Below are 22,928 nucleotides of genomic sequence, written 5' to 3' on the forward strand. Positions count from 1 at the left end.
ACATGAACAAAGGGGGAATGCGGGCATGAAGGAATTTAAATACGGCAACACGACGGTGATCGTTCACTCCCCATTGGTACTCATGAGCCCAGAGGAGCGAAAGCAATGGTTTGAACAAGAATGGCAAAAAGGCAATCCGATCCTGCGGCAAATCGCCGAGGCGGTGCTGGATTGCTACCGATCTATGGATACTGTACCACAAAGTCTCAAGGATGATGGTAGAAAGGGGAGCAGGGAGGATGAAACGCGGTAGAGCGGCCGATGCGGTGAAAGCAGCGCGGCAGGCGACGGGGATGACCCAGCAACAGCTTTCGTTTGAAATCTATGAATCTCGTGAATCCGTATCGCACCAGGAAAATGGGCGGTACCGAGTGCAGCCGAACATATCGAAATATTTCGCCGAAAAGCACAATAACCCGTGGGTGGCCCTCGAGGCGGCGGCGGAATACACCGGATGGGGGCCAGTGAAGCTCGACGGGGATGCGGTGGATCTTCACCGTGCAAGCGTCACGATGAAAACACGCGAGGAGCTCACAGAAGCTCTCGAGGCGATCGAAAGTGTCTGTGTGGCGAATCATCCCAGGTCGATTCGAGAGTTTGACAAGCAACGCTTGGAAGAGGCAATGATGCAGGCGATCGACGCGATCGTGGCGCTGACCCAATACGTAGCGGTTATCTGCATGGATTACGGCTTTTCCTGGTGGAAAATGTGGCAAAAGCATCGTGCGAAACTGCAAGCGAAAGGATTCATTCGACAATGACAAAGGAGGAAAAAACAGTGTTTAAACTGCCGAATTTAGCAGAAATGACGGATGTTGAGGCTATCCATTGGTATACAAGTGAAGTTGTGCGGCTTTCAAAAGAGCGAAAACTCAATAGCGAATATGGGAAAGCACTGCTCGGGTGGAAAAAGAAAATGAACGAACGCCTGGAAAAATCGAGAAAGGAGTGGTGGTAATGTACGTGGTATGGGTAGCCAGTTCATTAATGACAGCCCGAGAAGTTCAGGAGGTATGCGCCGAGTTGCGCAATCATCCGGAGTTGATCGAAGCCATTGAGCAAGAAGCCAAAGCAAAGCTTGTCAGCATGAAAGAAGCAGCAAGCCAAACGCTCACTGCTTCCTAAAAAACCAGCCCTATCCCAAACATATCATGTTGCCAACCAAAAGGCAAGCTCATGCTTGCCGACTGGAGTACAGGCGGCGGGTGTGCCCCCAGCCCGCAAGCGCTTGTGCTTCAGTCGGTGCGCATGAGCGCCGGCCAGGCCGAGCGAGAGCGGGCGACGATCCGAAAGGGGAGCCGCGCCACAATACATGTATGGTCATTGCGACGACGCCTGGAGATCATAACGAAGGAGGAATGGCGGTGATCCATATGATCGTTTACCAAGAGGCGGTTTTGCGGCAAAAGGCATCAAGATGCATCGAGTACATACAGGAAGCGCTGCAAAACCGCGACTATGAAACGATGGCGATTGAAATATCCGAGTTGCAGTATTTAGTCAGACAGCTGCAAGAACTTGAACGAAAAGAAGCCCGGCGTCAGCAGTTGTTGAGCATTATACGAGATATGCAACGACGCGGCATTCAAATTGATTTTGTGAAGCTGGGAGAGGAGCGGAATGCGTGAATAAGCTTGATAAACATGAAAAAAGGCACATCCGGCTGCAAATCTGTGAACTTCTGGATTCGCATTGCCACACATGCCCGGAACGGATCAAATATCGAAGCACCGTATGTTTGCAAGTTTGCCCGGTCAGCCAGGAGATGCGGCAACTGGCCGCCCTTCTTGAGGGTGATTCTCCGGCCGATCCCCAACCTAGAGAACCGGTTGTGGAACAGGCGCAGAACACACAAAAGCGAAAGGGACGGTGGTCGGCAGAGGAAGTGTTCTACCTTTGGCATCATCGCAAGGTATTGACGATTGATGAGCTCGCAAATCGGCTCAATCGAGAACCAAAAGCCGTCTATGAGAAGTTGAAACAACTGTTGCAAAAAGGCGGCATCTCTGATGCTGGTTGAGAAAGGAGGGCCGGAAGCTCCCATTCTACGATATGCTTCCAAGGCGAAGAATATGCTATTTGAAGTGGAATTTGTCGTGAAGGAAAACGGCCATTTCGAGACGATCCAAACAGCACTCGTCTACGCGCTCACTGTAACCGAGTGCCGGCGGATCGCCGATGAAATGGCCTCCGAGTTCGAAGTTGACGGGATTCAGTTTTTTATTTCAGAACTCTAGTTTTTATCATGCCATAGCAAAACAGCTTTTTCAAGGGGAGGGGATGACATGGCAACCTTGCTTTTAGATGATCAGCCGTTGGTTATTTTGCCACAACTCGCCGTGGCGATCGGACTGAACGAAAGCATCGTTGTTCAGCAGCTGCATTACTGGCTCGAGAAAAGCGAAAACGTCCATGACGGCTATAAATGGATCTATAACACGTACGAGGACTGGAGGGAGCAATTTCCCTTCTGGTCAGAAAGCACCATTCGTCGGATCATCACCAAGCTGGAGAAGATCGGGATCATCGTCTCGGCGAATTTCAATCGCTCGAGGATCGATAAAACAAAATGGTATCGGATCGATTACGACAAATTGGCTGAATTCACGTCGTCTAATCAAGATGAACAGACGACTGATCAAAATGACGTTTCGACTGTTCAAAATGAGCAGACGACTGACGAAATCGACAGTCCATCCGGTCAAAATGAACAGTCCATCTGTTCAAATTGGACAGACGAAGCGCTCAATTTGAACAGACCAATACCAGAGAATACTACAGAGATTACTACAGAGAAAAAAGAAGAAGTAGAAGAAGACGCGCGCGCGCATTCCTTCCGAGAGATTATTCAATTCGTTGAACAGAACGGCTTTGGCACCGTTGGCAGCTACATAGGGGAAAAGATCGTTTCTTGGGTCGATGATACGTCCGAGGAATTGGTCTTAGAGGCATTGAAAATCGCGGTGGAGAACGGGGCCAAGACGTGGAAATACGTCGAAACCATTTTGCGTGACTGGTTCGAAAAAGGCTATCGAACCGTCGCCCAGGTGCGTGCTGCACAACTGGCATTTCGAGAACAGCAGCTGAAAAAGCGCCATGCTCCGGCTTCTGACAGCAGTCGAAAGATACGGAAGCCCGTTCGCACCGAGATCGTGCCGGACTGGCTGAACATGGACTATGGCCAGCCAGAGGATGATGACTTTGACGTCGAACAAGCGCGCCGAGAGCTTCAGGAACGTCTAAAAAAATACCAGGAAAATCCCGATGGGTGATACTTATGGGCTACCCGTTATGGATCCGTTTAGAGTACCGGAATGGGGTTGGAGCAGTGATCGGATTGACGGCCAGCGTATGTTCGGAGGCGGATTTTCTCGACATTCTCGCGCGGTGCGGCGTGACAAGAACGAGTTTGCTGACGGTGCAAATCAATGAAAAAGACTATTCAAGCTGCAGAGGGAGTTAGACGAACGCATTGTGAAAGAGAAAGGACTTAGCGGGCAGGATTTGTTGCCAAACAAGGTTTTAGCTCTGCAAGTGGAACTTGGCGAGCTGGCGAACGAGTGGCAGATGTTCAAGTATTGGAAGGGAGATCCTCGACCAAGAACTGCATCACTCCGCAATCCAGCGGTGATGATGCCTGAGGATCAAGAATGGTATAACCCACTGCTTGAGGAGTACGTGGACTGCCTTCACTTTGCATTATCGATCGGTATCGATACAGGCAATGATGATCTTACGTTTGTTATGCCAAATACAGACTCAGACATTATATACACATTTATTGAACTCAATGCAATAGCGGCAGAACTGTTAGATCGCCACTCAATGGGAATGCTTGTGGATACAGATATTTTGTACATTGACCTGCTTGAAAAGTTATTTGGATTAGGAAAACAGCTTGGTTTCACATTTGATCAAATTGAGGCTGAATATCTCCGTAAAAACGCAATCAACCATCACCGCCAGGAATGCGGATATTGAGAGGTGGTGACTACAGTGGATGCTCAGCACTGGCTGGATGAGCTCAACAAAAACCAAATCCTCCGTAATGTGCAAAAGCTGCTCGAGACACAGACTGAAAAAGGGATTCAGAAATATGGAACGACTGTCGTCCCGTCACATTACACATTCATTGAATGGCTGGAACACTTGCAGCAGGAAATGATGGATGCCATCGTCTATTGCGAAGTATTGAAGTTTAAATATGCGCAATTAATGACATTGGAAAAGTTAAATTCTGCTATGCGAGAGAGTGAACGTTAAATGAAACATCGGAAGCGGAAAGCTAGGTGGTATTTGTTATATCGCAGGGAACATCGCGATGCCGTTTATGTATATGAGCCGTTACGCAAGCATGAATTGATAAGCCGAATTCGGCGTGGATGGAGGGTAATTGGATGAAATAAAAAAAGCCGGGATCCCTCCCGACCACCTTAATATCATTATACCACAGCGGAGGGATCCAAGTGAGAAGAGCACAAGAATTGCAGATTGATATAGATAACATGACGGTTTCACATCCCGTTGTACCTGGCAAAGTGATTGTGATTGTCGTTGATGGGGTGCAAGGGAAGGCGAAAGTAGCAGAAGCAGTTGAGCATGGATATACGATTATCGAAACAGCGAAGGGAAAAACGGCGCGAATCAAATTCGAGGAAAGTGAGTTGTTTTGAAGTGAAAATTGCCGTTCATGTGTATGAATGTGAAAGCTGTGAGGTGCTTTTCGCAGTGTCGCAAGACTTCGAGGAACAGCACCTTGTGCAATGTCCTGTTTGTGGAAGTGATAAGGCGTTGCAAGAAGTATCGACTGGAGAATTGCACATACAACGGAAACAGCAATTACTTGTCGTTCCAGTAGGGAAAACAAATATTTTCGAGTTTCTGGGGTGATGATGTTGCAAATTACATTACCGCCAATCTCAGAAGATGATGCGTTAGAGTTGCAAGTCTACATCAGCTGTGGAGAAAGTGTCTTTGGACAGCCTGAAAGCCAAACGTTGCGCGAGTTTATTGACTTTCTGTATAAAAAATGTCGAGAAATCGAAGCTGAGCGCTGGCGCAACGATCCACAAAGCTGGGGTGCATGCAGTAAATGGCCGTATGAGGATGATTTGCCGTTTTAATACGCATTCGACACAAACTGCGAAGGAGTGAATTTAATGAGCAACAAAACAAAAGAGTTACTTCAGCTATTGCAAGATCACCCTGACCGAGAACTCATTTTTATGTATCCAGAGGAAAGTTCTGATCATTACTACACATTGGGACAGCCAAAAAGGATTATACTCGATGAATACACTATCGTAGATGATACAGTTTGGTTTCGAGTTGATAATCAAGACGGGTTATTTGACCATATAGCTGAAGAAATTGCTAGTCAGCATTTTAGCGATTTTCCTTTATCAGATGAACAAAATGACTGGGTAAATCAACAAGCTAGAAAACGGATTGATCAACTTGAATGGAAAAAAGCTATTGTTGTATATATCGAACCAGCTTAATGTATATTCCGAAGATGATGCGATAGAGATAAATAGATTATGGGGTAAGTAAATTTTACCCCATTTTTGAGAAAGACGAATCCACTATAGCTTGAACCGATAGTGGTCTAGTTTATGGGGAGGGAATTTTCGATGAATCAATTACAAAAGGTGTTTACTTACAGCGGCAGTCAAGTACGAACAATTATAAAGGATGATGAAGTTTGGTTTGTGGCAAAAGATGTTTGTGAAATTCTAGATATTGCTGATGCAAGAAAAGCAGTCCAAAGACTCGATGAAGATGAGCGGAGTTTAATTCCGGTCACCGATTCGCTGGGAAGAAAACAAGAAACATTCATTGTGAATGAGCCTGGTTTATACACGCTCATTTTAGGAAGTCGCAAATCAGAGGCTAAACAGTTTAAGCGATGGATCACACACGAAGTCATTCCGACAATCAGAAAAACCGGCGGCTACGTAGCGAATGACGACTTATTCGTCGAAACCTATCTAAAACACGCGGACGAACAGACGAAACTGTTATTCCGTGCCACGTTGGAAACGGTCCGAAAACAAAACGAACAGATCGCGGCGATGCAACCGAAAGCTGACTACTTTGATGCACTTGTTGATCGGCGGTTGTTGACAAACTTCCGAGATACGGCCAAGGAACTGAAAATCAAACCAAAAGCCTTTATCGATTGGCTGCTGGAGAAAAAGTATATATATCGAGACCAAAAAGGAAAGTTGAAGCCGTATGCTCAATACGTGCCGTCTCTCTTTGAATTGAAGGAATGGGAACGAAATGGACGAGCTGATGTTCAAACGCTTGTGACGCCGAAGGGACGAGAAACGTTCCGAATCTTGCTACAAAAGGCAGCTGTTTTGATATAATGGAATCAAAACCAAATATGTCCAAGACCGAGAGCGTGAGGACACTGATGATGCAGGGAGATCCCTGTATGATTGGTGTCCTCTTTTCTTTTGCAATCAAAGGGAGGGAAAACAGATGCGCACCATCCAAGACCAAATGCGAAAATGGATCAAGGCCAATAACATGACCTATCATCCGGAGCGGAACCGAAAAGAGCGGAAGAGGAACAAGGAACGGCTAACGGAGCGGGAGATTAAGGAGCTGATGGGCGTCTGTCGTCCGGTGTATCGGCGCGGCAAAGGCGGCGCATTCCGCCAGCGATAGGAGGGAGAACGTTGAGAGAGTTCATGTTGCCAGAGATTGATCGCGCGGCTACTAAAAGGGCGGTGGAGGCGGCATTGGAGAAATACCGTGTCTACTTGCTGACGCTTCGGCTGGATGAAATGCCGAGGGTCACGCAGTGTTATTCGCTTGTTCCGGCACCGTCCAATCAGTTTCGCTCCTCAACAGAAAGCATCGCAATCCGTAACGTCGATTATGAGCGGGAGCGGGAAGAGTATATCCGGCGGATCACCAGTGCAGTAAATCGCCTAAGCAAATGGGAGCGTGCCATTATTGTCCGACGATATATGTCATGGGAGGATGTCTACGACTATGAAGTGTATCCTGAGCTTGGCATGAGTGAACGAAAGTATTACCGGCTGAAATCGAGAGCATTTTACAAGCTCGCCTTTGCTTTAAAAATCGAAGTGTATCGCGAGGAAAAAAGCGAGGTGACTCTATCGTGAACTTTGTACAGCCGATTCGCGATCCGGAGAAGATTGCAGCCATGAAGAAATATTTGCTGCAGCGAAACAAACGCAACTACATCCTATTTGTCCTCGGTATCAACACAGGACTGAGAATATCAGACCTATTGCAATTGAAGAAGGAAGATTTGCTGCAGACGCATTTGAAACTGCGGGAAAAGAAGACGAGAAAGGAGAAGCGGATCCGGATCCCGCCGTCCATTCGAAAGGAGCTGATTGAATACGCCAAAACGCTCAAGGATGGCGAATATGCCTTTCGAAGTCGGCAGGGCGGCAACCGGCCCATTGATCGTTCGACGGCCTATCGCATTTTGCGGGAGGCGGCTGAATACGTGTCACTGGATGAGGTGGGAACGCATACACTCCGAAAAACGTTTGGCTACCATTTTTACCAGCAAACGAAAGACGTGGCCATGCTGCAGGAGCTTTTTAATCATTCCAGCCCTCACATTACGCTGAAGTACATTGGCGTCAACCAAGATGCGATGGATAAGGCGATGCTGAAGTATAAAATTTAATTTTTTACCCTGTAGTACATCATAAAAAAGCGTGTGGTGCACTCATAAAAGAAAAGGTCTTGAGGCTAGAACTATCAAGGGGTTGAGCCATTCGGCGAGTGCATCAGTCTGTAAATTGAAGTGAACTCATTGGGGGGGAGAGCAAGTGTTAGTCGAGGAAGCTAAAAAGCAAATCGAATACTTGCAAGAATACATTCGGAAGATCGAAAACTACACGCCCGCCACGATGGAAGAGGAAGCGGTCTATTTATATGTGCAGCTGGAAAGCGTCACGAAAGTGGTGCAGGAGCTAAATAAAAAGGGATACCGGATCGGGAAGCGGAAGCTCACGACAGTGGACGTGTCGAACATTATTCGCAGCAAACCGAAAGACGAAATGCACGAGCTGGCTAAGCGGCTATTTACGAAAAACAGGAAACGAGGGAGTCAGTATTGGTGATTGGAGTTGACATAATAGTGGCAGAAAAACGGCAGATTTTTGGCATACTGTTTGGTCGTGGAGGTGATATGATGGTAGTATAGGGCGGGTTGAATAAAGCTTAAATTTCCCTTCACTTTTTTATGCAGCGCCACTCTGACCGGAGTGGCGTTTCTGTTTCAAGGAGAGAAATCGGGAAAGTGACCTTAATGGTTATTTTTCTTTTCGTACGCCTTTAAATGGTTTGTTATCGGATGTTTTAACGTCCATAAAACGTCCATCTTCACCGCGTTTAATCCAAGAATCGATTTTGGGATTATATACTTGGGAGCGGTCTCTTACTGCTCCCTTTCTATAACCGTCCCCAGTGTTCTTTGCCAAGTTTACCAACTCCTTAATTCCCGATTTCTCTCCCTGTGTGTATTTATTCAACATACTGAGTACAAATACCTATTCCTTGTCGGAATTTGACGAAGTATTCATGTAGGAAATTTTCTTATTCTGTCGAATGAAGTAGGCAGAAGGAGTGGTAATAATGCTCAAATTTGTTTATAAGGATAAAGAATATTCGTGGGATGAGTGGAGGAATGAATATAATCAATTTGTAGACAGTCTTGAACTGCCTGATGATATTACAGAAGGGCTGTTAATAAGTGATATGGTGGCAGCTCATGATATAGGTTACTCAATTGCAATGGACAAGACTTATGAGATTTATGAGTTAATTGCAAGTGCTAGATTTGCTTTAATTAATGCGTATCAAAAGTATTTCGAGAGTAACATTCTTGCTTTTAACAATCCCTATAAAGCCCATCTTTGGTTAAGATCACAGTATTTGAAAAACTCTATTGTTTGGTACAACTCTTGTGAAGATTATATTTATCAAGTACTTTGGTTCGGTTTCGAGCTTCACAGAAGAAAGACCTATTCCCCAGATTGGTATGAAAGTGTTTTGAGGGATTGTACCTATCCTAATGTAAAACAATCTTTAGAGCAAGTTGGGACTAAAGAGGCGAATGATTTATTAGACATGATAAAAGATTATCGATTTGATCCACAAGTCAAGTATATGAGGGATAATTTAGCTAATAACATAAAACACAGAGCAAATTTGCAATTTTTAGGTTTAGAGAGACGTAGATTGATAGGAACTGAGTTTTTTAACGCAGATGGTTCAATATATTTTACTACAGATTGGATTCAGCCTATAGTAATTGATATCGATGAAACAGTTGACTTATTGAAGGATATTCATGGTAAGTTAGTAAACTTTACAAGAGAAATTATTGATTTCATGAATTTTGACCAAGTATTTGAAAGAGATAAAGATAACGTTTTTCAAATTAATAGAATAAGAGATAAATCAGAGTATAGAAAGATTATTATCGAATGAGCCTTTACGGCTCCTTTTTATTGGAGTGATATTCATGCCAAACCGACCAAAGAAACCATGCGCTGTTCCCGGCTGCCCAAACCTCACACAAAGTCGATACTGCCAAGATCACCAGCATAAAGAGCAGCAAGACAAATCCCATCGCCATCGATACTACGACGAACATTTCCGCGATCAAACCACCCGCGACTTCTATCACAGCAAAGAATGGCAGCGTGTTCGACGTGCGGCGTTGGTCCGCGATCACTATCTTTGCCAGCATTGTCTTGCTAAGCAACGCATCACACCGGCTGACGTGGTGGACCATATTGTGCCGGTGCGGGTTGATTGGTCATTACGCCTATCGTTAGGCAACCTACAGTCGCTTTGCAACCCGTGCCACAACAGAAAAACAGCTGAAGACAAGAGGATATATGGGGAGGGGCGGGGTAAAAATTTTTCGCCGGGCGGCTCTGGACCGCGCGCCCCCCTCAGCGTGCACAAAGTTCCCTTTTTGGCGTAAAAGGGGGTTAACAGTTTTTAGGGAAATTCCAAGCGAAAGGTGGTGTTGAACATGGGCCGGCGTGCGAAGCCGGTTGACTTGATTTTAATTCAGGGGACAAAGCATTTGACGAAAAAGGAAATCGACGCCCGAAAGGAGGCCGAGGCAAAGCTCCGGCCGAATGATGACAAGGTGAGACCCCCAAGCTGGCTCGACGATGTGGCCAAAAAGGAGTTCAAGCGGATCGTGAAGGAGCTGAAAGAGATCGGGCTGGTCACGAACGTCGATGTGAATGCTCTTGCCTTGTATTGCGACGCCTATGCCAACTATGTTAAGTGCTCGCAGATTATTGAGGAAGAGGGGCTTATGGTTGAATACACCAATAAAGCGGCGGAGACGAATAAGGTTCCTCATCCTCTACTCACGAAGAAAAAACAACTGCACGAGCAAATGAAATCTCTGGCCGTCGAATTTGGCTTGACGCCAAGCTCTCGGGCAAAATTGGCCTTACCAAAAGAGGAGCCAAAGCAGCCGACGCCGTTTGAACAGGAGTTTGGTGATGTATGAGCCTAAAGCAATGGCTCATTGACTATTCCCACGATGTCATCGACGGCCGTGTGATCGCATGCCAGAAACATAAATGGGCGTGCCTGCGTTTTTTATGGGATATTGAACGTGAGGGAACCGATGCCTTTCCCTATATCTTTGACGAAACGAAAGCGATGCGCTTCCTCAAGTGGATGACGCTCTTTAAGCATACAAAGGGCGTACTCAAGGGACAGCATATTCGACCACATGAAATTCAGGTGTTTGTGTTCGGCAATATTTATGGCTGGGTGCACAAGGATACGGATTACCGGCGTTTTAAGAAAGGGTATTGGCAGGTAGGAAGGAAAAACGCCAAGTCGCAAAGCCTGGCTTGTGTAGCATCCTATGAGGCGATGGCGTTCGGAGAAAGCATGTCAGAGGTGTACATCGGTGCAACGAAAACGGAACAAGCGAGAATTGTCTGGAAGGAAACCGAAGCCATGCTGGCCGGCTGCCCGGAACTAAAAGGGAAATATGAAGTGAAGTATGGGGCCATCCATCACCCGAAAAGCCGATCCATTATCCGCCCTCTTTCCAAAGAGGATCGGAAGACCGGTGATGGTTTAAATCCGCAATGTGGCATTATTGACGAGTATCATGCCCATGAAACAGATGAGATTTACAACATTCTTGATTCCGGCATGATTGCCAGGGCGCAACCGTTGCTGATGATTATTACGACGGCCGGCGCCAACTTAAACAATCCGTGTTATCGAAGCGAGTATCAATACGTTTCAAAGCTGTTAGACCCAAACAGCCCAGTAGAGAACGATCAATACTTTGCAATGGTCAACGAACTGGATAAAGACGAGGATGGAAATCTGATTGACGACATTAAGGACGAAAAAGCATGGCTGAAAGCGAACCCGATCGCGGCTTCCTATCCGGAGGGGATTGAAAATATTCGCGCTAAGCTCAAAGAAGCGCTTGAAAAACCGGACAAAATGGACGATTTTTTAACGAAAAACATGAATGTCTGGATCAATAAGCGGGAGCAAGCCTACATCTCGGCCGAACGCTGGGCGGCCTGCAGCGTGGAAAACCTGCCGGATATCAGCGGATTGGACGCGTATGTAGGTGTTGACTTGTCGGCGACGACCGACTTAACGAGCGTTTCCATTGAAATCCCTTTGAATGACGGCAAATTTGTCGTCTTGTCCCACTCGTTCATACCGGAAGAAAAGCTCGATGAGCGGGTTAAAACGGATAAAATGCCGTTTGATCAGTGGGTTCGCCAGGGCTGGATTACGGCTACGCCGGGTGCGGTCGTCGATTATACGTTTGTGCGCGAATATATCAAGTCGATTGAGCCGACATACGGCGTTTTGGTGAAGGAAATTTGCTATGACAAGTACAATGCGCGGCATTTGATGCAAGAGCTTGAGGCGGATGGCTTCACGACGGTAGAAATTCCGCAGGGGATTCGCTATTTGACGGAGCCGACGAAAAATTTCCGGACAAAAGTGTTTGAAAAGAAGATCATTCACAACCAAAACCCCGTTTTAACATGGGCAGTCGGCAACGCGGTGACACGAAAAGACGCCCAGGAGAACATTATGCTGGATAAATCGAAGAGCACGGACCGGATCGACCCACTGGCGGCGCTTATTAATGCCCACGCCCGGGCGATGTTTGCAAATGTCGAGTCGGTTGACGTATCGGAATTTGCGACCGATGACTTTTTAGACAGACTGTGGGGTTGATAAAGTGAAGAAATTACGGAAAATCTTTCGTGATTACGCGGAAGATTTTTTTATTTTCATCGGACTGACACTTATTAACGTTGCGACGTTCCGGTTAAGCGTGACGGCAGGGCTGTATATATTGGGTTTTTCTTGTTTAGCCGTTGGCATTTTTGCAGCGCTGCATCCACCGAAGCGTTATCCGCCGTGAGGGAGGTGAAAACTGAATGTTTTTCCGGCGTGCTTTGGAGCGAAGAAGTACCGATTACACGGAATACAGCCTAAATGATCCGGCGCTTTTAGATTTTCTCGGCATTTCTCCTAGTGAGGTCAATGTTTACGGAAAAAACGCGCTGAAAGAGGCAACCGTTTACGCTTGTATCAAGATTTTAGCGGAATCGCTGTCCAAGCTCCCATTGAAGACGTATCGTGAAGACGAAAACGGCGTCAATAAGGCAGTGAAGCACTATTTATATAAGTTGCTAAAGCTTCGTCCCAACCCGTATATGTCAGCGTCCGACTTCGCCAAATGCAATGAGACACAACGGAACATATATGGAAATGCGTACGTCAACATCGAGACAGATGAAAAGGGTCGGATTGTGGGGCTGTGGCCGATCGATGCAGGTAAAGTGCGTATTTGGATCGACGATATCGGCCTTTTCAGCAGCAAAAATCACATCTGGTATGAAGTCGATGTCGGAACAGAGAGACGAAAGCTCATGCCAAACGAAATTTTGCACTTTAAAAGTGGTGTGACACTTGACGGCATTGTCGGGGTTCCTCCTCTTGATTATTTGCGGGCGACGGTGGAAAATGCGGCGGCGGCCGGCCGGTTTATCAATAATTTTTACAAGCAAGGGTTGCAAGTAAAGGGAATTGTCCAGTATGTCGGCGATTTGAACCCGGAGGCACAAAAGAAATTCCGGGAAAAGTTTGAGGAAATGTCATCGGGACTGAAAAACAGTCACCGCATCGCGCTCATGCCGATTGGATATGAATTTAAGCCGATCAGTTTGACGATGTCCGATGCGCAGTTTTTGGAAAACACTGAGCTCACCATCCGGCAGATCGCTACGGCGTTTGGGATTAAAATGCATCAGCTCAACGATTTGAGCCGGGCGACCCACACGAACGTGGCGGAGCAACAACGACAATTCTACGTAGATACACTGCTCCCAATTCTAACGATGTACGAGCAGGAAATGACGTACAAGTTATTCCTAGACAGTGAACTAGACGCTGGCTATTATGTGAAGTTTAATGTCGATAGTATTTTGCGCGCTGACATTAAGACGAGATATGAAGCCTATGCGATTGGTATACAGAATGGATTCCTTGAGCCCGATGAAGCAAGGGCGAAGGAAGATTTGCCACCTCGACCTGGAGGCAATCAACTCATTGTCAACGGGAACTATATCCCTCTAACAATGGTAGGTCAGCAATACATGAAAGGAGGTGGTGACAGTGGGCAACCAAGTACCGAAGGAAACGAAAGAAATTCGGGCGCTGCCAGTGAAAATTGAGGTTCGTCAGTCGGGCGAAGAAGAAGAAAAACGCACCATCTCCGGGTCTATCAAGTACAACACCGAAAGCGCGGAGATGCGTGATTGGTGGGGCGACACGTTTGTCGAAGAAATCGCGGCCGGCGCGTTTGATGAAAGCTTGAAAACGCGCGGGGTTGTCGGGCTCTGGTCGCATGACACGGCCAAAGTGCTCGGGAGCACGAAAAGCGGAACGTTGCGCCTCGAGAGTACGGAAAAGGAGCTGCGGTTTGAGCTGGATTTGCCGAACACCACGGTCGGCAACGATGCCTGGGAGATGATCAAACGGGGAGATGTCGATGGCGTATCGTTTGGCATGCGGGTCACAAAAGACAAATGGTCGCAAGTCGATCGCGACGGCAAAAAAATCTACAAACGTTCCATTTTGGATGCGGAGCTGTATGAAATTTCCCCGGTGGCTTTTCCTGCTTATCCGGCCAATGAAGTGTCCGTTCGGTCTCTTGATGAGTACCGAGAGCAGCAAAAACGCGCTTCGAACGAATACAAAAAACGAAAACTAGCCATCGAGTTAGAGCTGATATAAAACGGCTCTTTTTATTTTGACTATAGGAGGTTGAAAAAGTATGGGTAAAGAACTGCGTGAGATGTTGCAAAAACTGGAGCGGATGAAAGCCGAAGTTCGCGCTCTCTTAGGCGAGGATAAAGTCGATGAAGCCGAAAAACGTATGGAAGAAGTGCGAGCGTTGCAAAAGAAAATTGAAGTACAGCGGCAATTGGAGGAAGAAGAACGTGGCGGTCTAGGCCTGGGCGGCGGTTATTCGGTTGGCGGCGAAACTCGTACTGTCACAAAGGAAGATGCCGAATTGGAACAGGAGTATCGGCAAATCTTTATGAAGGCGATTCGTCGCCGTCCTGTGTCTTCTGATGAACGAAGCATCATCGCGGAATATGAAAAACGCGCCGTCATGAATGAGGGCGGAACCAATCCAGCAATTCCGGACGGGGACTCGTCTTTGATTGTTCCGAAAGACATCCAGACGCGCATTTATGAAGTGATGAGAGCGCAAAACGACTTGTCTCAATATGTTCGCGTCGAGGAAGTGACCACCTTATCGGGCTCGCGTGTGCTGGAGAAAGACGAAACGATGACACCGTTTGCGTTGATTGATGAATACGGCGTGCTTCCGGAAACGGATAATCCCAAATTCGTGGCTGTCTCGTACTCCGTGAAAAAACGTGGCGGCATTTTGCCTATTACTAACGAGCTTTTGGCTGACAGCGATCAGAATATTATTAATTACATCACGCGCTGGATTGGTAAAAAGGCCGTGGTTACACGCAATAAGTTGATTACGGATCTTCTGCTGACTATGACTCCGAAAGATTTAGCTGATCTTAAAGTGGTGAAAAAAGTATTTAACGTTGACTTGGATCCGGCTATTAGCTTGAGTTCGATTGTTTTAACAAACCAAGACGGATATAACTGGCTCGATAGCCAACAGGATGCAAACGGTCGTTTCTTGCTTCAGGATGACATTACACAGCCAGGACGGAAGCTGTTGTTTGGCCGTCCAGTTGTCGTATGTTCTAATCGTTACTTGCCGTCGATCACCGGAACGACGAACAAGGCTCCCATTTTCATTGGGAATCTTGAAGAGCTTGTCGTGTTGTTCTCGCGGCGATTCTTTGAGTTGGCGGCAACGAAAGAAGGCGGCGATGCATTTAAACGTGATACGACGGATTTACGTACGATTATGCGCGATGATATTAAATTCTGGGATACCGGCGCGGCTGTATATGGCCAATTGACGCTGAGCTAATGACGGGGGTTATCCCCGTCCCCTTTTATTGGGGGTGATTGTTTTGATCATTACGCTTGATGAAGCGAAGCAATGGCTGCGCGTTGACCATAATGACGAGGATAGTTTAATTAATACGCTGATTAGTGCAGCGGAAAAGTACTTGGTTAATGCGACAGGAAATACGTTTGACAGTACGAATGAGTTGGCCAAGCTGCTCTGCTACGTTCTAGTCGCCGATTGGTACGAAAATCGTGACATGATCGGCAAGACGAGCGAGAAAGTGCGGCATACGGTCGAAAGTATCGTCGCCCAGCTGACTCATTGCTACGATAGCACGACAATGTAGAAAGGGGAAGGATCCATGAGCGAGAAGGCCGAAAAGCGTGCTGAAAAGGAACTGAAATGCCTTGTTTTGGTGTCCCCATCGGGGCATAAATACGAGGTGACGGTGTCGGATGCTGGAAGTTTGATTGTAGCTTATAAAGGTACTGGGGAATGATGAGGTGATGAACCCAGGTTTATTCCGTCATCGCATCACTTTTCAAAAATATAACGAGAGTGCAGTGAATGAAAACGGATTTCCTCTTGAAGAGAATCAGCGATGGCAAGACATAAAAACTGTCTGGGCGATGATTAAGACGCTTCAAGGTCGCGAATACTATGAAGCTGCCACAACGCAAAACGAAAATACGGTTCGTTTTGTCATTCGCTATACGTCTGGTATCAATCCAGACATGCGTATCAAGTACAAGAATCGAACATTTGAAATCCTCTCCGTTATCAATGACGATGAGCTGAACAAAACACTCACCATCATCGCGAAAGAGGTGGTGTGATGGGATTTCAGATTAACGGAATGCAAGAACTGTTACGTCAGCTTGAACGAATGGGAGCAGAAGCTGATCGTGTCAAAGAAGAAGCCCTGCTTGCTGGTGCTGAAATCATTCAGCAGGCGGCATCGGAGAGAGCGCCGAGGGACACAGGAAAGCTTGCCGAAAACATCGTGATTTCTGATGTCAAAGAAGATGGAACCGTAGACATCGGTCCAGATCGTGACCGTTTCTATGGTCTTTTTCTTGAATTCGGAACATCAAAAATGGCGGCCAGACCATTTCTTCAGCCTGCTTTTGAAGAAAGCAAAGAACAAGTACAGCAGAAAATGGCGGATGTCATTCGCAGGGAGCTGGGCTTATGAGCCTAAATAAACTCATTATCGACACATTGAAACCCATCGGCGTTCCTGTTGCTTTCCAAACTTACAGCGGTACAGCGACGACATATATCACGTTTTTTGAGTACAATCAGTTCTCTGCTCTTAATGCGGATGACGAAGAACAGCAAACAGCGCATTTCATACAAGTCGATGTGTGGTCAAAAGGCGACTACACGGCGATTGTGCAACAAGTTAAAGACTTAATGACTGCGGCGGGATTTCGCCGGACATTTGAAACCGAGTTATATGAACCGGACACCAAAATCTTTCACAAGGTGCTCCGGTTTTCTTATGTAGAAGAAAGGGAGGAATAGAAAATGCCAGGTGTACAAATTGGTTTAAGAGATTTATATTATGCGATTCTTACAAAAGACGATTCGACAGGGGTTGCATACCAAACTCCAGTAAAAATAGCTGGGGCCATCAACGCGAAAATTTCACCGAAAGTCGATACGCAGACTCTCTATGCTGATGATGGTCCATCGGAAACCGTCACTTCTTTAGGTGAGATTGAAGTAGAATTTGAAGTGAAAGATATCCCTCTACCTGTTCAAGCAGCTTTATTGGGACATTCGATGTCAAATGGAATCCTTATCAAGGACGCAGACGACGTAGCTCCTTACGTTGCTCTAGGATTCCGTAGTCAAAAAAGCAACGGGAAATATCGCTATGTATGGCTTTACAAAGGACGTTTCGAAACACCAGAACAAGAGTACAAAACAAAAGAGGACAAGCCTTCATTCCAAACTCCAAAATTGAAGGGAACTTTTGTTAAACGGGATTATGATGGTTTGTGGCAAGTGATTGGCGATGAAGATGAAGCTGGATTCACACAAGCGAACACGTGGTTCAACGCCGTTGTGAACGTTTCTGCTGATACAACACCACCGACGCTTAGTAACACGGTGCCTGCTAACAACGCGACGTCTGTTGCTGTTTCTACAACAGTACAATGGATTTTCAGTGAGGCTATTTCGCCTGATTGCGTGAATGCTTCTAACTTCATGGTTATTAAGGACAGTGACGGTTCTGTTGTTGCAGGGACACTTTCGCAAAGCGCTGACAAGACAACTATCACGTTCACACCAAGCGCCAACCTTTCTGCAGCAACGGCGTACCGAATCATTGCAACGACAGGTGTACGCGATTTGGCAGGCAACTACATGGCTCAAGCGCAGGTTCGCAAGTTTACAACAGCATAATGACAGAGGCAGCCTAGTGCTGCCTTTTTAATTTTCAAAAGGAGGAGATTTTATGTCAGTTAAAGATGTGAAAGTGAAGAAAATTCCTGTTCAGTTGGATAAAGAACGTCATCTTGTCTTTGACCTAAACGCATTTTGTGAGATTGAGGATAAGTTCGGCAGCATAACAGAAGCTTTCAAAGCACTGGAAAATGCCTCGATGAAAGCGATTCGGACTTTGTTATGGGCTGGTTTGTTACATGAAGATGAGAGTCTAACAGAAAAAGAAGTCGGAAGAATGATTGATATCGCAAATCTTTCTGAACTTGCTAATGTGATCGCAGAAGCCATGAACAACGCCCTTCCTGAACCAAAAAACTAGAGGCCAATCCCGATCTTAATGAGGAAAAAGGTTGGGATTGGCCTTTGCTTTTGTACGCCGGAACAGTGGTTTTAGGAATGGACGAGAAGGATTTTTGGCGTTGCACACCACGGAAATTTTTTGCGCTTTGCGATGTTCATAGAAAAATACACGGCAACAGCGAGCAAGAAGAAACACAAATGGGGTACATCGACCAAGTTCTCTTTTAGCAAGGAGGTGAGAGCATGGCAGAAGTCGGCGCATTACGTGTCACCCTTGGACTGGACAGCGCGGACTTTACGCGTAGTCTTGCAGAAATAAACAGGAAATTGAAAGCTGTTGAAAGTGAGTTTAAGGCGGCCGGCGGTTCAATCAAGGGTTTTGAAAACACACTGGAAGGCTTGCAGGCTAAGTCAGATATGTTGACTAGAAAAATAGCCTTGCAAAGCGCTAGAGTGCAAGAGTTGAAGCGTAGATACGAAGAATCGGCAGCAACGAAAGGGAAAGAAGCAGCTGAAACGGAAAAGTTGCTGATTCAGTACAACAAAGCGGTCGGCGAACTCAAAAAGTTAGAGAATGAGCTTCAGCAAACTAGTGCCAAGCTAGATAAATTGTCTCAAGATGTCAACAAAAACGCTACAGTCTGGGGCAAAATGCATGCAAAATTCAACGAAGTTGGTCAGCGGATGCAAGACTTAGGAAGCCGAATGCAATCAGCTGGTCAAGGAATTGCCATGTCGTTTGGAGCCGTAACAACAGCAATCGGTGGGGCGCTTGGTTTCGCAGTCAAAAAATCAATGGATTTCGAGGCACAAATTGATCGTGTTGGTGCTATTGCTGGTGCTACTCCGGCCGAACTAGAGAAATTGAAAAAGTCAGCTCTTGATCTCGGAGCATCTACATCCAAATCAGCAACTGAAGTCGCCCAAGCTCAAGAAATCATGGCGACGATGGGCTACAAGACGAACCAGATTATCGCGGCTATGCCGGGTATCATCGCGGCGGCAGAAGCATCCGGCGAAGACATGGCACTAGTGGCTGATACTGTATCAGCGGCATTGAACGCTTTCGGTCTCGAAGCGTCGGAAGCATCAAGGGTTGCTGACGTCCTTGCACAGGCGGCCAACGATTCGGCGGCTGGCATTCAGGATATGCAATACACGTTTAAATATGCGGCTCCGATTGCCCGAACGTTGGGCATCTCGTTAGAACAGCTGGGTGCGGCAACAGAAATCATGGCAAATGCAGGGATTCGCGGCGAGACGGCCGGCACTACCCTGCGTGCAGCTCTTATTCGTTTGTCCGACCCACCAAAAGAAGCAGCGGCTATGTTGCGAGAATTGGGCGTCCGTATTACAGATTCAAGCGGAAAGATGCTTCCGTTCAACCAGATTATTGCCCAGCTATCGAAAAGTACCGAAAAAATGAGCAACGCCCAAAAGCTCGCTGCACTGTCTACTATCTTTGGTACAGAAGCTGCTAGCGGGATGCTGACGGTTATTGAAGCGGGACCGGAGAAATTCGATGAACTCACAAAATCGCTGCAAAATTCGGCCGGGGCGTCACAGGAAGCAGCGCAGAAAATGAAAGACAACCTCAAAGGCTCGCTAGAAGAACTGCAAGGAGCTTTTGAAACAGCGCAAATCACGATAGGGAATGCATTGGCTCCGGCAATTCAAAAGGTGGCTGGATATATCCAACAGCTTGTGGATTGGTTCAACAATCTTTCGCCGTCCACTCAGAAAACGATCGCGACCATTGGGGCGGTATCAGCTGTGTTAGCGGCTTTAGGTGCGGCGATCGGCGTGGTGCTTACAGTCATCGGAACGGCGGCAAGCGGATTTGGCGTGCTAGCAGGGGCAATAGGGGCTATATCCGCGCCCGTTGCTATCGCGGTGGCAGCTATCGCTGGATTGATTGCGATTGGCGTCGCGGTATATAAAAACTGGGACGAGATCAAAGCGAAGGCAATCGAAGTGTGGGGTGCTATCAAGGACTGGTTTAGTCAGACACTCGAAAGCATTAAACAATTCTTTAGCAACACATGGAACAACATTAAAGATTTTACGTCGTCTACATGGGACAGTATTAAACAAACAACAGTCAACGTGTGGAATGCGATTAAAGCGGGTGTGATGGCGATTATCACACCTTTTATTAATGGAATAACCAACATCTTTAATGGCATGAAAGATGGCTTGCGGACGATTTTTGAAGGAGTCAAACAGTACTTTTCAGGTGTTTGGCAAGCAATCAAAAACATCTTTCTCGGCGCCGTCCTTCTTATCATTGACCTTGTAACCGGCGACTTCGAAGCCCTAAAAAATGACGCAAAAGCCATTTTCGAGAATCTCAAAAACGCCCTCTCGAACATTTGGGAAGGCATTAAGAAGGTATTTTCCGGTGCAGTCGAAGCAATCAAAGGTTTTGTCAGCGCCGCATGGTCGAACATACAGTCTACAACATCATCTGTTTTTAATGGCATCCGATCGCTAGCATTAAACATTTGGAATGGAATCAAATCAGCCATTTCCAGCGCGGTTAATACTGCAAAATCAGCGGTAAGCAACGCATTTTCCTCTATGAAAAGCGCTGTTTCTTCCATCATGGGCGGCATTAAGTCTACGATCACAAGTATGTGGAATAGTGCTGTGAGCTTTTTGGAGGGAATTGATCTTTATTCCATTGGCAAAAACATCATTCAAGGGTTGCTGAATGGTATATCCTCTATGGCAAGCGCCGTATGGGAAAAAGCTAAAGAAATCGCCGAGTCTGTAAAAAGCTCAATCCGAAAAGCGTTGGGCATCCATTCTCCGTCCCGCGAAACTGAAAAGCTAGGAAAATACACAGGTGAAGGCTTTGCTAAAGGGATTGAATCAAAGAAAAAGGACGTTGAACGAGCATCTAAAAAGAATGCGGAGGCGGCTAAAAAAGCCTTTGAGGAAGCTTTCAAGCAAGCGCAATATAACTTTAAAATTGGAAAAATTGATGAAGTGCAATATATATCCGCCTTGCGCAATATCCTGAAAAACTACGCTAAAACATCCGACCAAGTTCGGCAAGTGAACCTGGAAATCAAAAAAGCACAAGATGAGCAGGCGAAAAAAGCGGCAGAAGTCGCGAAAAAGACCTTTGAACAAGGAAAACAAGCTATTGAATATCAAAAGCAAATCCGTAATGTTTCCCTTGAACAAGAGCTGCAATGGTGGAACAACCTGGCTAAGCTGTTTAAGAAAGGTACCAAGGAGCGTATCGAAGCAGAGAAGGAATATGCTCGCGTCAAAGAGGAAATCACCAAGCGCAACTTCGAGAACGAGAAAAAGTGGTTCGAGGAAAAGAAATATTATGGGCAACTTTCTCTTACACAAGAGCTTGAATCGTTGAATACTGTTGCTAAACGTTATAAAGAAGGCACGGAGGAACGGATTTATTGGGAACGAGAGATATATCGCGTCAAGAAAGAAATCAACGATAAGCTTTTAGCGGCGAACAATGAGTATGCCGAAAAGGTCAAGGAAATTAACGAGCGATTACAACAAGATGAGCTAAAAGCAAAAGAGGAGTATGAAACAAGAGTAAAGGAAATCAACGACCGTCTTGCAGAAGATGAGCGAAAACTGACCGAAGAATATCAAAAAGCGGTCGACGACCGAACTAAAGCATTGTATAGCTTTGCCGGCATTTTTGATGAGATTAAGCGGAAGGATGACGTAACTGGGCAAGGGCTGCTGAAAAACCTTTCCGACCAAGTTAGTGCGTTCAAGGATTGGCAAGCGAATATTGTTTCTTTGGCTAACCGTGGTATCGACGAAGGACTTCTTCAAGAGTTGCGGGAGATGGGGCCGAAAGCCGTCGACGAAATTGCAGCGCTCAATTCCCTTTCTGACGAAGAGCTGAATCAGTACGTTCAATTGTGGCGTGAAAAGAACGCATTGGCCCGCACGCAAGCGATCAACGAGCTCGAAGGAATGAGGCTGGAAACGCAATCGAAAATTCAACAGTTACGAGCCACTGCAAGCACTGAACTCGAGCAAGTAAAGATTGAATACACAAACAAAATCGCTCAGTTGCGCGCGCAAGCAGCTGCCGAGCTTGAACAGCACAAAAATGAGTGGATGGCAAAGATCAAGGAGATCACGGAGGGGACGAAAACAGAACTGAATCTTATGACCGCATCGATGGCTGACATCGGGAAAAACACCATGCAAGGGCTCATCGATGGATTGAATTCGATGATGGGACCTCTTCGTCAAAAGGCACAGGAGATTGCTAACATTGTTCAAAGCACGATGAAAGCTACATTAAAAATCAAATCTCCTTCTCGTGTCATGAGAGATGAAATCGGTAAATGGATTCCACTCGGGCTGGCGGAAGGCATCAATAGAAATATTAACGCTGTTATTGCTGCAACCAACCGAATGGCACAGGCGGCGATTCCGACTATTCCTAATTTGAATGGCGCAGCGGCCGGAGCGATTGGATATGGAACTATGCAAACAAACAATATCGCTAAATACGGAAACGTCTATATCAACGTAACTGTTCCAGTAAACGACCTTGAACAAATTCGGACAGTGAACGACTTCTTCAACCGTCTAGGAATGAAAGTAAGACAGGCGTGAG

The 22,928-nt window shown here is 46.3% G+C and carries 36 protein-coding genes and 1 pseudogene; 36 read left to right on the forward strand and 1 reads right to left on the reverse strand.

Annotated features, from left to right (window positions below):
* Positions 1 to 25 precede the first annotated feature (25 nt).
* The 20 genes from T260_RS03575 (at position 26) to T260_RS124805 (ending at position 8,120) form a co-directional block, all read left to right on the forward strand.
* Positions 26 to 253, forward strand: a complete 228-nt coding sequence (locus tag T260_RS03575; RefSeq protein WP_011230009.1) for a hypothetical protein — start codon at positions 26 to 28, stop codon at positions 251 to 253.
* Complete coding sequence (locus tag T260_RS124885; RefSeq protein ID WP_023634368.1) at positions 240 to 761, forward strand: helix-turn-helix domain-containing protein; 522 nt, start codon at positions 240 to 242, stop codon at positions 759 to 761. The genes T260_RS03575 and T260_RS124885 overlap by 14 nt, the downstream gene beginning before the upstream one ends.
* Before the next feature lie 17 nt (positions 762 to 778).
* Entirely contained in the window at positions 779 to 958 is a 180-nt protein-coding gene (locus T260_RS124880) for a hypothetical protein (RefSeq protein ID WP_128738873.1), read from the forward strand.
* Positions 958 to 1,125 (forward strand): hypothetical protein, encoded by a 168-nt coding sequence (locus T260_RS1000000140015; RefSeq protein ID WP_023634370.1) that lies wholly within the window; start codon positions 958 to 960, stop codon positions 1,123 to 1,125. The genes T260_RS124880 and T260_RS1000000140015 overlap by 1 nt, the downstream gene beginning before the upstream one ends.
* A gap of 248 nt (positions 1,126 to 1,373) precedes the next feature.
* Complete coding sequence (locus T260_RS124875) at positions 1,374 to 1,628, forward strand: hypothetical protein (RefSeq protein ID WP_236620459.1); 255 nt, start codon at positions 1,374 to 1,376, stop codon at positions 1,626 to 1,628.
* Positions 1,625 to 2,020: a hypothetical protein gene (locus T260_RS124870; RefSeq protein WP_023634372.1), complete on the forward strand. Its 396-nt coding sequence runs from the start codon at positions 1,625 to 1,627 to the stop codon at positions 2,018 to 2,020. The genes T260_RS124875 and T260_RS124870 overlap by 4 nt, the downstream gene beginning before the upstream one ends.
* Positions 2,010 to 2,237 carry a hypothetical protein gene (locus T260_RS124865; protein ID WP_023634373.1) on the forward strand — a complete coding sequence of 76 codons (228 nt, stop codon included), beginning with the start codon at positions 2,010 to 2,012 and terminating at the stop codon, positions 2,235 to 2,237. Before T260_RS124870 ends, T260_RS124865 begins: the two co-directional genes overlap by 11 nt.
* 48 nt (positions 2,238 to 2,285) lie before the next feature.
* The gene (locus tag T260_RS124860; RefSeq protein ID WP_023634374.1) at positions 2,286 to 3,272 is read left to right on the forward strand and encodes a DnaD domain-containing protein; all 987 of its coding nucleotides are present in this window, start codon (positions 2,286 to 2,288) and stop codon (positions 3,270 to 3,272) included.
* A 5-nt stretch (positions 3,273 to 3,277) separates the two neighbouring features.
* Positions 3,278 to 3,463, forward strand: coding sequence for a hypothetical protein (locus T260_RS0120800; protein ID WP_031213103.1), 186 nt, complete (start codon positions 3,278 to 3,280; stop codon positions 3,461 to 3,463).
* Entirely contained in the window at positions 3,448 to 3,981 is a 534-nt protein-coding gene (locus T260_RS124855) for a dUTP diphosphatase (protein ID WP_031213105.1), read from the forward strand. Before T260_RS0120800 ends, T260_RS124855 begins: the two co-directional genes overlap by 16 nt.
* Before the next feature lie 15 nt (positions 3,982 to 3,996).
* Positions 3,997 to 4,263 (forward strand): hypothetical protein, encoded by a 267-nt coding sequence (locus T260_RS124850; RefSeq protein WP_023634377.1) that lies wholly within the window; start codon positions 3,997 to 3,999, stop codon positions 4,261 to 4,263.
* A gap of 203 nt (positions 4,264 to 4,466) precedes the next feature.
* The gene (locus T260_RS124845; protein WP_031213108.1) at positions 4,467 to 4,673 is read left to right on the forward strand and encodes an XtrA/YqaO family protein; all 207 of its coding nucleotides are present in this window, start codon (positions 4,467 to 4,469) and stop codon (positions 4,671 to 4,673) included.
* A complete protein-coding gene (locus tag T260_RS124840; RefSeq protein ID WP_236620457.1) occupies positions 4,600 to 4,890 on the forward strand; it encodes an FmdB family zinc ribbon protein in 291 nt (96 codons plus the stop codon). Before T260_RS124845 ends, T260_RS124840 begins: the two co-directional genes overlap by 74 nt.
* Complete coding sequence (locus T260_RS124835) at positions 4,890 to 5,123, forward strand: hypothetical protein (protein ID WP_023634380.1); 234 nt, start codon at positions 4,890 to 4,892, stop codon at positions 5,121 to 5,123. The genes T260_RS124840 and T260_RS124835 overlap by 1 nt, the downstream gene beginning before the upstream one ends.
* A gap of 36 nt (positions 5,124 to 5,159) precedes the next feature.
* Positions 5,160 to 5,501 (forward strand): hypothetical protein, encoded by a 342-nt coding sequence (locus T260_RS124830; RefSeq protein ID WP_023634381.1) that lies wholly within the window; start codon positions 5,160 to 5,162, stop codon positions 5,499 to 5,501.
* Between the two features lie 132 nt (positions 5,502 to 5,633).
* Positions 5,634 to 6,374, forward strand: coding sequence for a BRO family protein (locus tag T260_RS124825; protein WP_023634382.1), 741 nt, complete (start codon positions 5,634 to 5,636; stop codon positions 6,372 to 6,374).
* Positions 6,375 to 6,489: 115 nt separating this feature from the next.
* Positions 6,490 to 6,678: a hypothetical protein gene (locus T260_RS124820; RefSeq protein ID WP_023634383.1), complete on the forward strand. Its 189-nt coding sequence runs from the start codon at positions 6,490 to 6,492 to the stop codon at positions 6,676 to 6,678.
* 23 nt (positions 6,679 to 6,701) lie between these two features.
* Positions 6,702 to 7,142: an ArpU family phage packaging/lysis transcriptional regulator gene (locus tag T260_RS124815; protein ID WP_031213110.1), complete on the forward strand. Its 441-nt coding sequence runs from the start codon at positions 6,702 to 6,704 to the stop codon at positions 7,140 to 7,142.
* Entirely contained in the window at positions 7,139 to 7,681 is a 543-nt protein-coding gene (locus T260_RS124810; RefSeq protein ID WP_023634385.1) for a site-specific integrase, read from the forward strand. Before T260_RS124815 ends, T260_RS124810 begins: the two co-directional genes overlap by 4 nt.
* Before the next feature lie 145 nt (positions 7,682 to 7,826).
* Positions 7,827 to 8,120 carry a hypothetical protein gene (locus T260_RS124805; RefSeq protein WP_023634386.1) on the forward strand — a complete coding sequence of 98 codons (294 nt, stop codon included), beginning with the start codon at positions 7,827 to 7,829 and terminating at the stop codon, positions 8,118 to 8,120.
* A 192-nt stretch (positions 8,121 to 8,312) separates the two neighbouring features.
* Here T260_RS124805 and T260_RS1000000140020 read toward each other — a convergent pair whose 3' ends face one another.
* Entirely contained in the window at positions 8,313 to 8,480 is a 168-nt protein-coding gene (locus T260_RS1000000140020; protein ID WP_164834599.1) for a hypothetical protein, read from the reverse strand.
* Between the two features lie 154 nt (positions 8,481 to 8,634).
* Here T260_RS1000000140020 and T260_RS124800 point away from each other — a divergent pair, with 154 nt between their 5' ends.
* The 16 genes and pseudogenes from T260_RS124800 to T260_RS124735 all read left to right on the forward strand — a co-directional run bounded on the left by T260_RS124800 (position 8,635) and on the right by T260_RS124735 (position 22,927).
* Complete coding sequence (locus T260_RS124800) at positions 8,635 to 9,492, forward strand: PH domain-containing protein (RefSeq protein ID WP_023634388.1); 858 nt, start codon at positions 8,635 to 8,637, stop codon at positions 9,490 to 9,492.
* A gap of 34 nt (positions 9,493 to 9,526) precedes the next feature.
* A pseudogene (locus tag T260_RS1000000139030) lies at positions 9,527 to 9,931 on the forward strand (HNH endonuclease); the annotation flags it as partial.
* Between the two features lie 114 nt (positions 9,932 to 10,045).
* Entirely contained in the window at positions 10,046 to 10,540 is a 495-nt protein-coding gene (locus T260_RS124790) for a phage terminase small subunit P27 family (protein ID WP_023634390.1), read from the forward strand.
* A complete protein-coding gene (locus T260_RS124785) occupies positions 10,537 to 12,264 on the forward strand; it encodes a terminase large subunit (RefSeq protein ID WP_023634391.1) in 1,728 nt (575 codons plus the stop codon). Before T260_RS124790 ends, T260_RS124785 begins: the two co-directional genes overlap by 4 nt.
* 206 nt (positions 12,265 to 12,470) lie before the next feature.
* A complete protein-coding gene (locus T260_RS124775; protein ID WP_023634393.1) occupies positions 12,471 to 13,769 on the forward strand; it encodes a phage portal protein in 1,299 nt (432 codons plus the stop codon).
* Entirely contained in the window at positions 13,711 to 14,331 is a 621-nt protein-coding gene (locus T260_RS124770) for an HK97 family phage prohead protease (protein ID WP_023634394.1), read from the forward strand. The genes T260_RS124775 and T260_RS124770 overlap by 59 nt, the downstream gene beginning before the upstream one ends.
* Before the next feature lie 40 nt (positions 14,332 to 14,371).
* On the forward strand, positions 14,372 to 15,568 hold the full coding sequence (locus T260_RS124765) for a phage major capsid protein (protein WP_023634395.1): 1,197 nt from the start codon (positions 14,372 to 14,374) through the stop codon (positions 15,566 to 15,568).
* Between the two features lie 43 nt (positions 15,569 to 15,611).
* Positions 15,612 to 15,896 carry a head-tail connector protein gene (locus T260_RS124760; RefSeq protein WP_031213117.1) on the forward strand — a complete coding sequence of 95 codons (285 nt, stop codon included), beginning with the start codon at positions 15,612 to 15,614 and terminating at the stop codon, positions 15,894 to 15,896.
* A 15-nt stretch (positions 15,897 to 15,911) separates the two neighbouring features.
* The gene (locus T260_RS1000000139850; RefSeq protein WP_023634397.1) at positions 15,912 to 16,049 is read left to right on the forward strand and encodes a hypothetical protein; all 138 of its coding nucleotides are present in this window, start codon (positions 15,912 to 15,914) and stop codon (positions 16,047 to 16,049) included.
* Between the two features lie 7 nt (positions 16,050 to 16,056).
* Entirely contained in the window at positions 16,057 to 16,386 is a 330-nt protein-coding gene (locus tag T260_RS124755; RefSeq protein WP_023634398.1) for a phage head closure protein, read from the forward strand.
* The gene (locus T260_RS124750) at positions 16,386 to 16,745 is read left to right on the forward strand and encodes an HK97-gp10 family putative phage morphogenesis protein (RefSeq protein ID WP_023634399.1); all 360 of its coding nucleotides are present in this window, start codon (positions 16,386 to 16,388) and stop codon (positions 16,743 to 16,745) included. The genes T260_RS124755 and T260_RS124750 overlap by 1 nt, the downstream gene beginning before the upstream one ends.
* Complete coding sequence (gp17, locus tag T260_RS124745) at positions 16,742 to 17,077, forward strand: tail completion protein gp17 (protein ID WP_023634400.1); 336 nt, start codon at positions 16,742 to 16,744, stop codon at positions 17,075 to 17,077. The genes T260_RS124750 and gp17 overlap by 4 nt, the downstream gene beginning before the upstream one ends.
* A 3-nt stretch (positions 17,078 to 17,080) precedes the next feature.
* On the forward strand, positions 17,081 to 17,965 hold the full coding sequence (locus T260_RS0120815; protein WP_023634401.1) for a major tail protein: 885 nt from the start codon (positions 17,081 to 17,083) through the stop codon (positions 17,963 to 17,965).
* A 52-nt stretch (positions 17,966 to 18,017) separates the two neighbouring features.
* On the forward strand, positions 18,018 to 18,326 hold the full coding sequence (locus T260_RS124740; protein ID WP_023634402.1) for a hypothetical protein: 309 nt from the start codon (positions 18,018 to 18,020) through the stop codon (positions 18,324 to 18,326).
* Between the two features lie 44 nt (positions 18,327 to 18,370).
* A complete protein-coding gene (locus T260_RS1000000140825) occupies positions 18,371 to 18,535 on the forward strand; it encodes a hypothetical protein (RefSeq protein ID WP_081712630.1) in 165 nt (54 codons plus the stop codon).
* 15 nt (positions 18,536 to 18,550) lie between these two features.
* Positions 18,551 to 22,927: a phage tail tape measure protein gene (locus T260_RS124735; RefSeq protein ID WP_023634403.1), complete on the forward strand. Its 4,377-nt coding sequence runs from the start codon at positions 18,551 to 18,553 to the stop codon at positions 22,925 to 22,927.
* Position 22,928: the final 1 nt, after the last annotated feature.

Origin of the sequence: Geobacillus thermopakistaniensis, assembly GCF_000498995.1 — a bacterium.
In the GTDB taxonomy this organism is placed as follows: domain Bacteria; phylum Bacillota; class Bacilli; order Bacillales; family Anoxybacillaceae; genus Geobacillus; species Geobacillus thermoleovorans.